The sequence below is a fragment of the Limnobacter olei genome (assembly GCF_029087225.1).
GTDB lineage: Bacteria > Pseudomonadota > Gammaproteobacteria > Burkholderiales > Burkholderiaceae_B > Limnobacter > Limnobacter olei.
On record NZ_JARFJD010000032.1, the window covers coordinates 1 to 15,531 of the forward strand.

At 52.9% G+C, this 15,531-nt stretch carries 5 protein-coding genes; all 5 read right to left on the reverse strand.

Features of this window, described 5'->3' with window-relative positions; all coding sequences use genetic code 11:
* Positions 1–17 precede the first annotated feature (17 nt).
* The 5 genes from PY990_RS16385 to PY990_RS14905 all read right to left on the reverse strand — a co-directional run bounded on the left by PY990_RS16385 (position 18) and on the right by PY990_RS14905 (position 15,530).
* On the reverse strand, positions 18–503 hold the full coding sequence (locus tag PY990_RS16385; protein WP_413789550.1) for an HNH endonuclease: 486 nt from the start codon (positions 501–503) through the stop codon (positions 18–20).
* An 82-nt stretch (positions 504–585) separates the two neighbouring features.
* Complete coding sequence (locus PY990_RS14890; RefSeq protein WP_275272283.1) at positions 586–11,811, reverse strand: ADP-ribosyltransferase-containing protein; 11,226 nt, start codon at positions 11,809–11,811, stop codon at positions 586–588.
* Positions 11,812–11,866: 55 nt separating this feature from the next.
* Positions 11,867–13,354 carry a hypothetical protein gene (locus tag PY990_RS14895; protein ID WP_275272284.1) on the reverse strand — a complete coding sequence of 496 codons (1,488 nt, stop codon included), beginning with the start codon at positions 13,352–13,354 and terminating at the stop codon, positions 11,867–11,869.
* 55 nt (positions 13,355–13,409) lie between these two features.
* On the reverse strand, positions 13,410–15,182 hold the full coding sequence (locus PY990_RS14900; protein WP_275272285.1) for a hypothetical protein: 1,773 nt from the start codon (positions 15,180–15,182) through the stop codon (positions 13,410–13,412).
* Positions 15,183–15,530: a hypothetical protein gene (locus PY990_RS14905; protein ID WP_275272286.1), complete on the reverse strand. Its 348-nt coding sequence runs from the start codon at positions 15,528–15,530 to the stop codon at positions 15,183–15,185.
* Between the last annotated feature and the right edge of the window lies 1 nt (position 15,531).

The window sequence follows — 15,531 nt, forward strand, 5'->3', positions numbered from 1 at the left end:
ATGGTGAGGGTAGTAATTCATGCAGCCCTCCACTCAGAAACGGTCTTGGTTCCTTTGTCTCGGCTGCAAGGCTTGCAGGCGGTAACTAAATTCGAATCCTCGTGTGTGCCGCCCTTGGCTACCGGATGGATGTGATCGCACTCTAGTTCTCCACCGCGTTTTCCGCAGTAGGTACAGGTATAGTCGTCGCGCGAGAAAATCCTTTCTCGTGTCTGCTTCCATACATCAATAGGCGGTCGTTTCGGTGGATTTCTTGGGTCATGCGGCCGCCAGCCCAGTGCATTCCAGCGACCAACCTCTTCCTCAATGCGGTCTTGCATATAAACACCGTCACGCAATTCAAAGAATCGGCTCAAAACAAAGCGAACTGCATCTATTTCGGCCTCACTTCTGGCCCAAGTCCACTCAATGGCCTCTTGCTCCGTGGGGAATCGTTCACGGTGGAAGTACGAATTGAACAGAAACGTGCACGACAAACCACGCTTCGTGTACCAAGCGTGCACGGTTCGTTTGAATTACAAATTTCGCTTGGTGTCAGTTGCCTTTTGAATCTGCTGATTTAGTCGTTTTCTTGCCTCGGTAATCTCACTTTAGCTTTTCCGCCAGTTCTTTTTGAACCTTGGCTTTTTTCTCAAGTTCAACGCGCACTTTATCGGCAAATTCATCTTTATCCAATCGGCCAGTTTGGCGCTGGCGTTTCAACTGGGAAATGTTGCGCTGAATTTCCATCATTTGAAACTGAGTCTTTGCGCGAAGGTTTCGACGCAACACATCGGCTGGATAGCTTCCGAGCTTGATACCAAAAGACGAAGCCACCGCCTGCGCCGTGGACATTTCCCGCCCAAACGCATCCGTTCGACCTGTAAACGAACCCACCACGCCCTCCGTGGCATACGTACCAGGCAAGCCAAGGATGTTGGGGGCGAAACTTTTATAGAGGTGATCGACCACTTTGACTGCTATCTGCACCGCTGTGTCCGTCTCCTGAGTGATAGGCTTACCAGTAAACATTGATTTGTTGGTAAGGAGTTCAATGATCAACGCCAAAGGCCCACTCACTTGCATGACAGGCAGTATTGGAAAGGCCGCAGTGGTTGCGCCTAGATCAAGAACGTCACCCACAGGAATAAACCGGCGAATGTCCAGGTACACCGGCGAACCAAACTTGTCATTCCAAGGCATGCGGATTAACTTGGGTACCATGCCCCAAATCTTCCCTGCCTTTTCCTCGGGCAAAAGCTTGCGTTCTTCCTCGTCATCATCACCGGCCAGCATCGCACCTAGGGCATTCAGTGCACCGGCCACCATCATCAATTTGAGGAGCTTGTGTGGTCGTTTCCCAGCCACCTCCAGCATCATCGGTACCGCGCGGTACGTGAATGAAATAAAGGGGAAAACTGAATTGCGCATGGCCTGAATCCAGGGCGCATTGATGTTGTAGTCCAGGAAGGATTTGCGAGAGGCCTTGCCTGCAGACAAATCATCCATGCCCTGTTCCTTGGCACGCAGCCAGGCAGCCAATCGGAAAATATTATCCTCAGTTTGATAAAGCGAAATCAAGGCCTTGGCCTCATTGCCGATGGCGCGTGCTGTTTTTGAGGGCTTAAAGGCCTCCCAGGCCGAAGGGAATCGCAACATCAAGGCATGCTGTAAAGCGGCAAACACTCCAGTTTGCGCCTGGTGACTTGCCCCGGCAGTTACGGCCAATTCGACTTCCAGGGACTTGAGCAAAGGCTCCAGCTGGTCCGTGGCAATCTCATTGGTCACCCAGGAGCCCACATCGCCACCGGAATCCGAATAGCGATTCAGCACTTCCCGGGCGGCTTCTCGATCCGAAATACCCACGGCGCGAGAAATGGCTTTTCCGGTACCGGCCAGCAAACCCTCGTTTTCCCCCTTGCTGGCAGCCAACACCAAGCGCAAGGCCTTGGCCACATGGCCAGCAGTAACCCCGTGCCAATCGGCCATGACAAAGTTCGACATGATGTTGTTCATGTGAACAGCAGGAGAAAGCGCGGTCTTCGATGTTTTCCACAGGCTTAGAATCTTGGCGTAAGTGTCACCAAGCCGGAACTGGCCATTGACCACCTGGCGCAGATCATTCCAGATTGGGCCAGGAATGTACCGTCCAGCCAACTTGCCGTACTTCAAAACATTGGTACCAGATACCTTCGTCTCTGGAACTTGCACCCAGTCGGTTGGTTTGAACGTGTCCCTATATCGCTCAGAAGCCTCAACAATATCACCCTCCATTTCTTCACCAGGTTTCTTGGCGTACTTAATCCCCAACCATTCCAGGTACCGGCCCACTTCAACATCATGGATCATGCCGTGCAAGGTCTTGGCAATCGCAAAACGCGCCTCGTCCACCTCGCCCATCGACTCGCGTTCTGCCTTGGTGAAGTCTCGCCACATCACCGCATCATTGCCTTTAACCGTGCGTACCTCCCAAATACCAGCCTGTTTCCAATCGGCGTACTTGTTGGGCAATTGCTCACCAGCAGGGTAAAACACCACTTCAAGCAGCTTGCCATCGGCCTTGTCCTGCATACCGGGTAGTGGCGCAGTGCCTTGGCCAGCAGCCTTACGGCGCTCCATGCGCACAAACTTTTGTCCCTTCAATGCCGTGTCGGCTTTGCCCTTGGCCATCTTGCGCCCCCACCACTCAGGCGCAAGGTTTTGAATCTTGGCCATGGGTACCGAGTCAGTCAAACCACGGCCCTTGTACTGGTCGCCCAGGATTGAAAGCACACGTGACCGGCGCGCCTTCTCGCCTTTGGTTTGCTCCATGATGTGCTTGGCATATGAACGGCGCAGGTAGGCAAACTTGTTGCGCTCAAAAGTCTCCGCATCCAATTGACCCAAGGCCATCGCCTCACGTGAAAGCCGGTCAATCATCTGCTGGACGTCTTTCAGCACCTTCACAGAATCGGCCGGCAGCGCATCCATCAGCTGCTGTGCGCGTGGCGAATCACCCGCATTCAGCCATTCATAGGCCACTCGTGATTCCTCTCGGGTCAAGGTGGCCAGCTTTTCAACCAGGTTACCTGCCTTGCGCAGCTGCACACGTTGCCGCCCCTGCAGCAAAACCCGCTGATCAATCACCGCCTCGGGCACGCCGTAATCAGACACCACACCGGCCTTCACGGTTTCAGGTAATCGTTGCAACAAGTTAGCGGCCTCGTCGTAAATCTTGTTTGTCAAACGCTCAATGCCGGTCAACTTGGTGGCGGTTTTCAATACCTTTTCCAATGGCGCCACCGCTTCCGCTTTGCTTGAAATAATGTCACTCGCACGCTCGGCCACCGTCTTAGGTGCTGCGGCGCGGCTTAGGGCAACCTCACCATCCCCACGGGAAAGCATGGCCTCGGTTCGAACCAAACTTGTTTCCGCACGGCCAAGACTCTTTCCAGCAACAAAATCCCGCGCAGCACGCACAATGTCAGCAGCGTAAAGGTCGGCCTGTTGTTGGGTATCCATTCCAGCGGCCAGCCACTTCTGCAACTTCTTGGCCAGGTTACTGAAACCCGCAGAATCCAGCCAATCACGAATCAAGGCGGTCAGCTTTCGCCACCCCTTCAAGCGGATCAATTCACTGGAAGGCATGTCCACAAGCACTTCCTCGGTGGCCTGTGCGTTGGTCAGCTTGCCATTGCGTTGAAGCTCGGTTGCAGCCTTCCGAACCGAAGAATTGTTGTTGTAAATCTGATTCATCACCGCTTTTAGTCGGTCACCAAGTACCGCGCGCAAGCCAAAGTGTGCAGCCTCGTGTTCGGCCAAAACGAATTCAGCCCTGGCTAGGTCAGCCAAGCCCGAGGCAAACATGTACAGCTTGCCATTGTGGTAAGCCCCTTCGGCATCCAATACCGCACCCTGCTGAACAATGTACTCACGCAGGGCCCGTGGTGCCTGGTAAGGCTCGCCCAAAACCACTACCTCGGGCAGATTGGGCAAACGCTTCTTGACCGAAGCCGCCAACTTTTCCAGGGCAGCAACATCAACACCACCACCAACCCCGGAATTACTCAGGCGAATGTCTGCATTGTCAGGGTCGAAGGTGCCTTGGTTGCCAATTGCGGACTTGATTTGGGTTGGATCAAAAACCACATACTCTTTGCTGCCATCTGGATAGGTCAGAATTAAACCGTCAAACCCTTGGCGCTTGGCTTCCTGTTGAATCTCCTTTCCAAAAAACCCATCGCCATTCTTTGATTTCTCTATAACTGGGCCCGCTTCACCTCCAAAAAGAGCCTCAACCAACGGTATGGCAGCAGAATCAAAATCGATTTCTTCACCGCGCCCATAATCAGCATCGACCACTAATGGATTTTTCATCGACAAATAAACCGGCACTATAGTGGCTGCATCACCAGAACTGGCATAGTTTTCAGCAGTCTCTCTGTCAGAAAAGTACACGCCGGAACCGAACGAACCCCTAGCCGATGGCTTAAATTTTGATATGTCAGCACCCGTGCCGTGATAAACAACCAACGGCTCACCCTCTTTATCAACAACCTTAGATACATCATTGACTTGATCGAGCATGCTCTTTACACTTGAACTCAAGCCCGCCTGGGGGCGAATACCGGTCTTATTCGGGTTCGCACGCGAAAGCACCGATGGCGGGTTTTCTATTTCCATGGCCTCGACCGTGTAAATCGGGTTTGGCTCTTTCGGCCCGGTTGTCTCCTTGACGGTCAGCTTGACTGCACGCAAATCACCATTCACACCAAACATCGGTGCAATGTAGCGACGAATGGCCTTTATGGTAGGTTCGCCCTTATTATCAGCGTGGCTGTGGTCCAATACAGCGTTTTCAAACAACTTATCAAGATTGGCAATCGCCAATGCATGATCCAGCATTGAGGCAGACTTATCACCGGCCTTCTGGCTCGCCATTTTTGAAAGGTTGTTGTTTGACACCATTCCAACCAGGTCGGTAGAACGATTCACAATTGGTTTGCCCACAAAGGTTTTTGCTGTTTCCTTTGCCTGTTCAAGACCGGATGCAGCGCGAGGCATCCTGGCGGATGCCGCCTGCTTCCAATCACCAAACCACTTTTTAAATTCTTCAGAAGCGGTTGCATCCGTTGAGCGACTAAAAGCTGGGTTTTGTGCATCAAAAACCGGGGCAAGCGTAGCCTGGCGCGCGCCATTTTTGACCCAGTTCCTTGCCGGGGCGATGAAGTTTTGGATAATTTCATCGTCGGTCAATGACAACTGATTCATAAAAGGGAAATTTGCACGAAGCCATGTTCGAATAGCTGCAATCGCCCTGCGCACAAATCCCAGGTTTGGATCAGTCTCAGCCATTTCGGCCAACACTTCCTCGGCAGCCTCCAATCGTTGGCGCTTGTCAGAAATATCCATCCCGTATTGCTTGGCCTTCTTCTTAACCAAATCGGGCCTGGCTTGATAAAGCTGTGTCAGTATTCCATCCAGGGCCGATCCGTACACATTTCGAAAACCGTAATGCACAAACGATTCATGAGCCAAAGTACGTACCATTGAGGCCCGGTCTTTAACTGAATCTGTCACCAGATAAACGGTGTTATCGAAGAAAAAACCTGGAATTGAGCCTGACGCACCTTGGGCACGCTGCTTTTCATCCAGTCGCCTTATTGCCAGCGGCGTTCTCGCATCTTGCAAGGATTCCACAACAACGAGTTTCGGTGGGTTTTTCCAGGCGGCAAGCACCGATAGCGCCTCTATCTCAAGCGCATCACGGCGATCAGCCAACGATTTAATGTTGTTCGAGCGGTTTTGCCAAGGAAAAGATACCCGATCCATGGCAGCCCGGGCGGTGGCCGTGTCAACGCCAAGCACGCGACGAACAATATCATCCGGCGTTTCGTTTAGGTCATCAGACTCAGGCGATGCTGTCTCGCGATTAAACAATACAACGCCACCATCTTCCTCGCGTGTTTTAAACTCACCAACCAACGCATCAAAGGCAGTGTTGATGGCCTTGCGCTCTTGACCTTGAGGCACAGTAGGTCCATCTCGGCCAGTGTGCGAAAGGTAACTATTGACCTGAGCCCGTTCGGCCAGCCTGTCGGTCAAATAGGCATCAAAAGCGCGTGCAAACTTCTCTACCGTGGTGTTCCAATAAGCCTTACCACCCTTCTGGCCATCAAGTTCCTGGGCGTTTTTAGAAAAGTCGGTAGGTACAAACTGAGGAATATGGCTCTTGTCATCGTTTTTGGCTTCGGAAAGGTAACGTAACGAATCGACATTGGATTGCAAGCCTCGAATTTGGTCCAGGCTGTACAACCTTCCGGTGGCGGACTTGAACAATGATCGAATCGAATCAACAGCGGGGCTAATTGCTGAATTACCAGCCTGCACCGCCCCATCACCCAATTCCAAGGCACGAATTTTTGCCGCGAGTCCATCAAATTCGAGCAAATACTTTTCAGCATCAGTTTTCGCAGCCCTTTCCAGATCTTTGCGAATAGCATTCAGCCATCCATCAACGTTCTTTTTCGAGCGTGCCAGTGCGTCATTGCGTCGAACGAGCATTTCAGCCGGTGTAAGTTCTCGCTTGTTAATAGAATCAACAACAGCTTTGAACTTGTCCAATATTTCAGGGCGTAGTTGTTCATCAAAGCGAGGTTTTTCAACGACCTTATATTTGCCGTCAACCAACTCGGAAACTCGACGCATGGGATTTGAATTTGCATGCTCTGTAATAAAGGGCTCAGTATCCCTCTCCAGCCCAGCCAATCTTGCAAAATAGTGGTCCAGTGCATGACCCCATTCGTGGCCAAGCGATCCGGCTCCAGATTCCCTGGTAAGGTTGATTTCGTTAACACCGGGAACAAAGTGAGCAGCAGCACCACTCCTACCCTGCGCGCCAAACGCAATACCCAAAAGCCCGTTTAACGACATCGCTTGGGGGGGCAAATTCAATAGCGCCGCCAAGTCCATAAAGGAGTCGTATGCATGGTTCAAATGCAACTGACGCTCTTTTTCATTGGATTTTCCTTTCATCCAATTACCAAAGTTCACTCCCCGAAAGCCAAACGTTTCAAGAAAACGCTCACTGGTGACGTCTTCACCCTCCATTCGATACTCAGGGCCTTCCCTCTGAGCCTGCAGTACGCTAATCCCTTTGTCGCTGACTTCCGTCGAAGAGGATTTTCTTTTCACCAACTGGCGCGCTAATTCTTCGGCAGATTCGATGGACTTGGCAGCACCTTTATTGCGCCCTTGCTTATCCAGAACAATAAAACTGTCTTTGAATTGAGCAATTGTGCTCGATACCCAATCAGATACTTCCTTGTCGCCTTGTTTTAGCCCGGGGAACGATTTGGCAGCAATGCTTGCTAAACCTCGGGCGCGAGGCACTTTAATTGAAGCGGTGACACCCGTGGAGTTCTCAAAAAAGTCTGCTTCGGCCTTTGAACCATCAGCAATTTGGTAGCCTTGTTTTACCCAAGCCTCAACCTTTTTTGGCCAACCCTTTTCAAGGTCACGAGTGGCCTTCTTGATTTCTGTATAGCCAGGCTGCAAAGCCGACAAAGCCTTGTTACCACCGATGACCATTAATCGATCACGGTTATTTCTCCAGCCAGTTGGATAAACGTATTCCAATGGAATCTTTGGTGCATTTTCCGACCCACGCACAGACGACCTACCGTTTGCACTTTTCAACCAGTCGGCAACCGCTTTTTCATCGGTAGCCCATTGGGTAACACCCTTCATGTAGATGTTTACTGCTTCAATGTAAAGCTGCAAATCCTGATCGGTTGGTGCAGAACGGACCTGTGGCTTTGGTGAAAGTGAGTCGTAGGCTTGTTTAACCATGTGAGCAACAAGTGGTTCCATCCCACCTTGAACAAGCTCTTCATAGTTCGGTTTTGGATAAACATTTGCCTTGGTGGTTTCGTTGACTCGAAGAGTTGCCTCCTTGTTCTTCAAATCGTTCCAGGTCAAAGCCTGATCTGGCCGATTGCGCTTATTTGCAACCAACTCTTCACCCGCATCTTCGGTGTTTCGTTTTTTCGCGGCTGCAATTGGCAATCCGGTTGTCTTTGGCACCGTCTTAGATATACCTTTCGAAGCGATGCTCCCAGTCTCACCGGTGACCTCAAGTCCATTGCGCTTGTACTGAACAATGCCATCGCCCAAAACTGATTTTGTGAATTCGCGTCTCAACAGATTCCGGGTTACTCCGCGAAGGCGAGGAAAATCCACAGCATTCATAGTGACCGCCGCAATTGGTCGCTTTGCCATCACGTTGGCCTTGTATTCTCGGCCGGTGGCATCGCCGGTACCGGGCTTTACATTTTCGGTGCCGCTCAGTGAATCAGGACGAAACTCAATCAGCACCCCTTTGTTTCCAGCTTGGCCAAGGGCCAAATCAACATTGTCCGTTACGAACAAATTAATGTTTTCTGCCTGATTATCATAGCGTGCCACATCATCCAGGCCCTCAAGGTTGGTTTGACGAAACAATGGTTTGCCCTGAGCAATCGGAGTAATTTTGACCGATCCCATTGGGCCCATCGAAGGTGCCTTGGTCTCTGAAATGGTTGGAAACTGAGAATTTGCAGCGGCAGTGGTTTCAGTGCCTGATTCAGTCGGCGCTCCCTCCGACCGCTTTGCACTTGGGAACTCGTAAACCTGCTCCAGCAATTCACGAATGGGTGCATTCAACTGAATAACCGGGACTTCTTTGCCCATGGCCTGGAAGGTCATCCATTGGTGGTGACCATCCAAAACATGGTTGTCGCTGGAAATCAGCACAGACCGTGAACCATCCACCGGGCCGGATTCAATGAATCGCTTTACCTTGTCAGCAGAGTATTCGGCCTGGGTGGGCTTTAATTCAGAGGCTGGTACCGACTTTGATTCACTGTCAATACCTCGGGCCTTGAGGAATTGCACAAGCGCACCACGGGCCTCGGATTTGATCTGTGGCATTTCCGCGCGAGGAATGCCCAGGGTGCCTGACTTCTTGGGGTAATTTACCCAGTTTGCGTCTTCCCGGCTGCTTTCTTCGGATCGAGCTCCGGTACCGCTGCCTGGCCCTTCATCGCCTTGATTGCGGCCTTGATTGCGCGGCGCATCTTCGGGTTGTCCTCCACTTTCTTGAGCAGCTTGCGCAGCTTCTGGATCGATTCCCCGCTCGGTGTTTGCGGTAGTTGGTACATTTTGTCCCCTTGCTTGGTTTATAAGGCCTTGGCGAGTGGGTGCCACAGGTTCATCAAACATCGTGCCCTGGTTAGGGTCGCCTGCGGCCTCCAATGCCTCGTAGTAACGCTGCATGAATTCTGCAATGCGCCGTGGACTGCGAATGTTCTGATCCAAAAAGTTCAGCAGTTCCGCGGATTCTTCGGAATACTTGGGCCCAGTCAAATCGGTTTGTGCCAATTCCTGGTCCACGGTCCAGCCGCGCTGTTTAATCGAGGACAGGCCTTCTACGGCCTGGATCAAATCGCTGGCAATGTCAGCGTCATACATCGAGCCCGAAGCAATGCGTTCGCGTGCAGCTGCAATCGTGGGTGCGGCAAAGGTCAATGCCTTGGTGATGTTGCGCAGATTGTCGTCGCGGCTTTCGGTCATGCGACGAAGCGTTGGCGAATCGCCGTAGGCCTTGGCCAATACCGCATTTTGAATTCGACGGTACCCAGTGGTAGACAGGCGACCATCGGATTCCAGCATGTCACTTTGCTCGGTGATGGGTAGCGTGGCCATGAACTGGCGAATGAAATCAATGCTTGAGTCAAAATCGCCGTTTTCGTCCGGGTTCAACCCTTCCAAGGAAGTCAACCGACTGGCATCCGAAAGCGCCGCCTCGCTTGGGCTCATGCGCTGCACTGTAGATGCGTTGGCCTGGCGTGCGAACTCCGCGCGATTAACGGGCGTTGAACGCACGCGCACAAGCACCGGCTTTTGAACCTGGTCAATCTGTTCAGGAGTCAATCCAAACTGTTGAGCATTGGCGCGCAGAAACGATTTGTAGTCTTCGGCTTTTTGGCCATTGGCCTGGTACACACGTTTAAGGGCAATGGTTCGAGCATTGCCCGATTCAACCAGACCATCAGCACCCACAATCGGCGCACCGGTGGCAGCATCAGCAGACACACCCAGGCGTGCGGGGTCCAATTTACCCACAATGCCACTGATTTGAATTTCACTGGCTTGTCGTGAGCGGTCCCTTGGCTGCAATTCTTTGGGGTACAGGGGGTTGGCTTTCAGGTTTTCATCGTTGGATGTCACCAGATCGGCCGCGTCCATGATGGCGTACTGACCTTGAATCTTTGCGCCTGACTCGGTGGAAAACTCGGTTTCAATCCCTGGTACCGCCTTGGGCCAAGTCTTGGCAATTTCATCGCGCTCCATGGCCAATTCCTGGGCACGGGTGGCAATTTCGTTACGCTCGGCATCAAAGGCCTCGCCGTAGCCATTTTCTGGCGACAGTTCAGTAAGGCGTTCAGTCAAGCGGCCAATCTCGCTGTCCAACTCCTGGGCACGGTCCAAGGCGGTCAATTGCACGGGCGTTTTCAACGCGCGTACCGCTTCATCATCGGTGGCACTGGCCACGTTCTCACTGCCCGATGTGTCCGGCGTAGCAGGATCGGGTTTAAATGTCACCGCATTTGCGGTAGAGCCTTCCGCAATTGCGGTACCGCCCTCGCCTTCTTGATCGGGCTCCAGGTTCTGGCCTGCACGCGCAATGCCGCGTGAATCCAGGTCATTGCCCTGGGCATTTTTCAGGTTGTAAGCAGTTTCAACGGCAGACTGCGACAAACCGGCAAACGATTCAATCACCGCATCGTAAACATCGGCCTCCCCAGTGGCTGCCAACTCACCCAGGTATTCACCCACGCCCTCACCGGCCGTTTCCATGGTCAAGCCGGTACCACCGGCAGCCAATCGGTTTTTCAGTGTGGTGGCTGCTTGCGCCGCCTTCTTTCCCGCCTCTTCGGCAGCGGTGCGAAGGGCCGCATCACTTAATGCCGATTCAACCGCTTCACGACTGGCCACATCCACACCCGCGCGGGACAACACCTTTGCTTCAGCGCGTGCACCAGCTTCAATGGCTTCTTTTGCAAAACCCTTGGCCACCAAACCACCGGCACCCAGGGTGGCCGCATCCACAGCAGTGATCACGCCACCTTTTACCGCACCTTCCTTGATCGCTTCACCGCGTTCAGCCTCAGTAAAACCACCCTCGGCCTTTTCAATGGCCTTGCCGCCTGTCTCCAATGCCGCATTGCCCAGGAACATGCCGCCCAGGAAACCACCCACGCCACCCACAGTTGCACCAACAGCAGAACCGGCAGGGCCAAGCAACGCGCCCAAGGTGCCACCAGCAACTGCACCGGCTTTCGCACCGGCCAAGCCAGAACCCAGCGACACGGCACTGTTGGGGGCTTGTTCAATCACAAATTGAGCAGCACCTTCGGGGTTGTTGGCCAATGCGCCGCCGACAGCACCAATGGAATCGAGCACACCGGCATCCTCACCCAGTTTTTGGCGACGACTTTCCAAGTCTGCATTGAGGTTTTGAAGGGCTTGAGGCTTATCGGCAGCAGCTTTGTTTTGACTGGCCGCGTAACCTTCCACATCAGCCAAATCACCAGTTACGGTATTGCCAGCAGCACCGAGCATGCGCCCAGTACCTTTTGCACCCTCATAAAGGGAAACGCCTAAATCCTTGACGACATCGAGTACGCCACGGTCTTCGTCTTTTTTCTTCTTCGGTGTTGGCGCATCGAACTGATCAAAGAAGTTATCAGAAGACGAACCAGAGGAATTGGAATCAGTGGAATCAAATTGATCGAAGAAATTTTTTTCCATAGCAAGCGGCCAAATTGGTGATTTACCAATTTAGCCATCCTTGCAACGGACCTACCTATTGCAGGTATGAGGCAGACGCACCCTTGCCGTACTTGGCATCAAACTGACTGGCCAAGCCTGGGTTTTTCTTCAATGCATCAATCGCAGCCTGGGGAACCGCTCCACCACCGCCACCAGTGCCTACATCCATCACCCACTTTCCAGCGCGCTTGGTGTACCCCATTTCCTGCATGGTTTCATTGGCGGCAGACACTGCATCAGCGGGATCGGCCATGTTCTTAATGCCTTGCTCAACAAAGCCCTGGAACATATCAGCAGGGTTCCCGGTTTTCTTGGTCAGGGCCATGGTCAAGCCTTCTTTCATATCGGCAGCCAAACCAGAGCGCACCAAGGCGTTGGCCAGCTTCACATCCGAAGGTGCGTTTTTGTCCAAGGTGCCTGTTACATCAATCAGACCAGTTTTCACGGCGTTGATAGTATCCTTGTCCAACTTATCCACAGTGGTGCCCTGTTGCTTGGCATACAGCGCCACCGCCGCTTCTTGCTTGGCAGTCTTCTCGGCTTTGGATTCATTGCGATCGGAAACGCTCATGTTGAACTGAGCAGCCGCACGACCATCGGCACGGTCAGCGCGCGCATCAGCGTTTTCCGCACGTTGATTGGTTTGCTGTTGGTAGTACCGGGTGAATACCTTGTCAGCCTTGTCGATCGCCTCCAACTCAGCCAGGGTGTTGATCGTGCGCACGGCACCGTTGTTGTCTTTGTACTTGATGATTCGAGTGTCTGGACCATTCTTGGACTTCACCACCTCATCAGAAACCACCGAAGCAGGATCAATCTTGGATTTTCCGGCTTGGTTGAAAGACTGAGCAACTTCATCGATGGTTGAGCCGTTTTGTAAGGCACGCAAAGCGCCTGAATAACCCTCCGCTTGCACCGCTTGAATTTGTTGAGCAAACTGAGCAAAGCCCTCAGTGGACAGCTTGTTGTACTTTGCATCGACGTCAAACAATGCAGCACGATCGGCAAGTGAGTCACCCACACTGTATTCAGGCTTCATGGGTGCCGAAGGAGGTGGGCCCAATTCAGGGCCGCTCTTGCCGGAAGCCTTGGCAGACTCATAAGACTTTAATTTGGATTGATAGTCTTGCATGGCCTTGTTGTACTCGGCTTGTTGGGTACCAAAACGGGTCGATTCAAAAGCGCGTTTTTTCGCACCGTTGTATTCCTCTTCTTCGTTGTACTTTTTATCGGCCCGGGCCTCGGTTTTCAGCTGTCTTTCCAGTTCCATGCCGCGAATAGGATCGTTCTTTTTAATGACGCCTGCAATCGCCTGGTTACGCAATAAATTCATCTGGGTTTCATCCAGCGGCTTCTCGTAAATTTTACCCATGAACTTGGTCTTGGTTGGGCCCATCACCGGCCGGTCATTCTCGTCCACCATGGTCATGCCATCGGCAGTAGTTTGGGCACTGTTCACTTGTTCAGGTGCAGAGTCCATGATCCGCTTGATTTCGTCTTTTTCAGCAGATTCTTCGCGCATCTTACTGATCGTTTTTATGATCGAAAAAATTGACATTTAAACCGCCTTGTTTAATTTATTGTCCAATACCCAAAAGAGCCATTTGAGCGTCTAAGTTCTGTTGTCGTCCCTTGATAAACAGGCTCGATTGATTGTTGAGAATGTTGGTCAAGCCACTCAAGGCAACCTGGTTGCCCTGCAGTTGCGTGTTGTTGGCCTGGTTCATGTTGGCCAAGTAGCTTTGTCCTGGTGCCATTTGGTTCTGATTGGCCGAGTTACCCGCATTGATGGACAAGCCATAAGCCCCCTGGGAGGCACCTGGCAGGCCACGGGCCATGCCGGTGACATCCAGGCGTTTGGCCCAAGCCAGCGAGTCGTCCTGAATACGCTGATTGCGCGAGGTGTTGGCCGTGTTCAAATCACGATTAAAGGCATCGGTCATTGCAGCATTGCCGGTCACAAACGTGTCGCGGTTGGCAGCCATCGAGCCTTGGAGTGCCGAAGTTTGCAGGCCCATACCGGCCATCTTCGCACCCATGCCGGTGGTAAAGTTGTCCCGGTTAAATGCCATGTTGTCCTGCAAAGCACCAGTGGCCCGATCAGCAGAATCAGTCAGCGCGGCCGTGCTGGTCATGAAATTGTCGCGGCCTGCCTGCATGCGCCCCGCCATGCTGCTTTCTTGACGATTCATTGCCTCGGTCGTGGCAGCCTGGCCGGTTGTAAACGTGCGCTGATTGTTGTCCAAGCCTTCACGCATTGCAGCCTCACCGCGCGACATGGCACTACCCAACTCGCCCTGAGTTTGGCTAAATGCACCCTGCTTCAAGCCAATGCCATTGGTCAAAATGTTGCGGTACCGGTCGGTGGAGGCATTGCGCTGGTTGTTGGCGGCAGCGGCCAACTGGGTAGCATTGGTGGTGCTCAAGGTGTCCAGATTGGCAGGAACACTCAGGCCATAGCGAAGAGCCTGGCGCGCCGCCGTGTTCAATGCCTGAGTTTGGCCGGTGCGCGCATCAGCGACAGCCAGGCCCACATCGTCCTGGATGTCGGCAGCAAAACGATCACGAATACCCGAATTACCACCAGTGGCAAGTCCAATATCGCGGTTTAGGTCTTCTTCAAAAGCACCAACCCGCTCACGCAGGGTCTGAGCATTGGCCTGGGCAGTGTCTTGCAACTGTTGAGCCCGGCCAGTCTGATTGGCCTCGTAGTTCTGAGTGCGCTGTGCAAGCGTACTGGCATTGTTGGCCCCAGTCTGAGCCAATTCATCGGCGCGTCCAGTCTGAGCAGCCTCATAATCGCGCGCACGTTGATCAAACTCCCCGGCCTGTGTCATCTGCATGTTGCGCAATGCATCCGCACCAATACCGGCCTTGGCCATATAGGCGGCGGTATCGGTGTTCAGTTCATTGGCCTGCCCCATCTGCATGTCTTGTAACTGCGCAGCCTGGGTGGTTTGCTGATTCTGGAAGTTAGTCGTGTTTTGCAGCAGCGTATCGGCCTGGGCTCGGCCCATATTCTGCATGGCCTGGCGTTCGGCGGCAGCCGCCGGATCACCAGAAGCGGCCTGCTCGGCCATTTGCTGCTCAAGCGGTCGGAATGTCTTGCTGTAATTGAAGTAATCGTCGCCCTGGGCCTTGGTCTGGTCCATCAACTCCAATTGCTTGTTGACGACCTGATCTGCTACCTGGCGGTTTGCATCAAATTGACGCTTGTTTTCCTCAAGCTGACGCTGCGCCTGCTCGTTGGCCAGTTGCTGCACTTCCTTGGAGGCATTGGCAACAGGTGAGTAATCTGGTGGGGGTGGAGCATCGCCACCGCCAAAAACTGCATCTACAAGGCCACCCATTTATAACTCCTTCAAACCCACAGTTGTCATTTCTTTAAAGCCGGGTACCGCGCGAATCCAGCCACGACGACCAATAAACACAAGCGCACCAATACCATCACGCCGAGCGGATTGCTCAACCTGGCTTACCAAGTGCAAAACCTCACTCAGTTCACCGGCAGCCACCCAAATTGAGCGCATCAAGCGCCCATTGATTTGAATGTCACGCACCAACACCACGGAATGAGGGGCCTCAAACACCGTGACGTTCATGGTGAGCAACATTTCCCACGAACAGGGCGTCAGGCCCCGAGTAATCTCGGGTTCAATCAGGTGCCGCCATTTACTCAGAAGGTGCGCTTGGTCCATG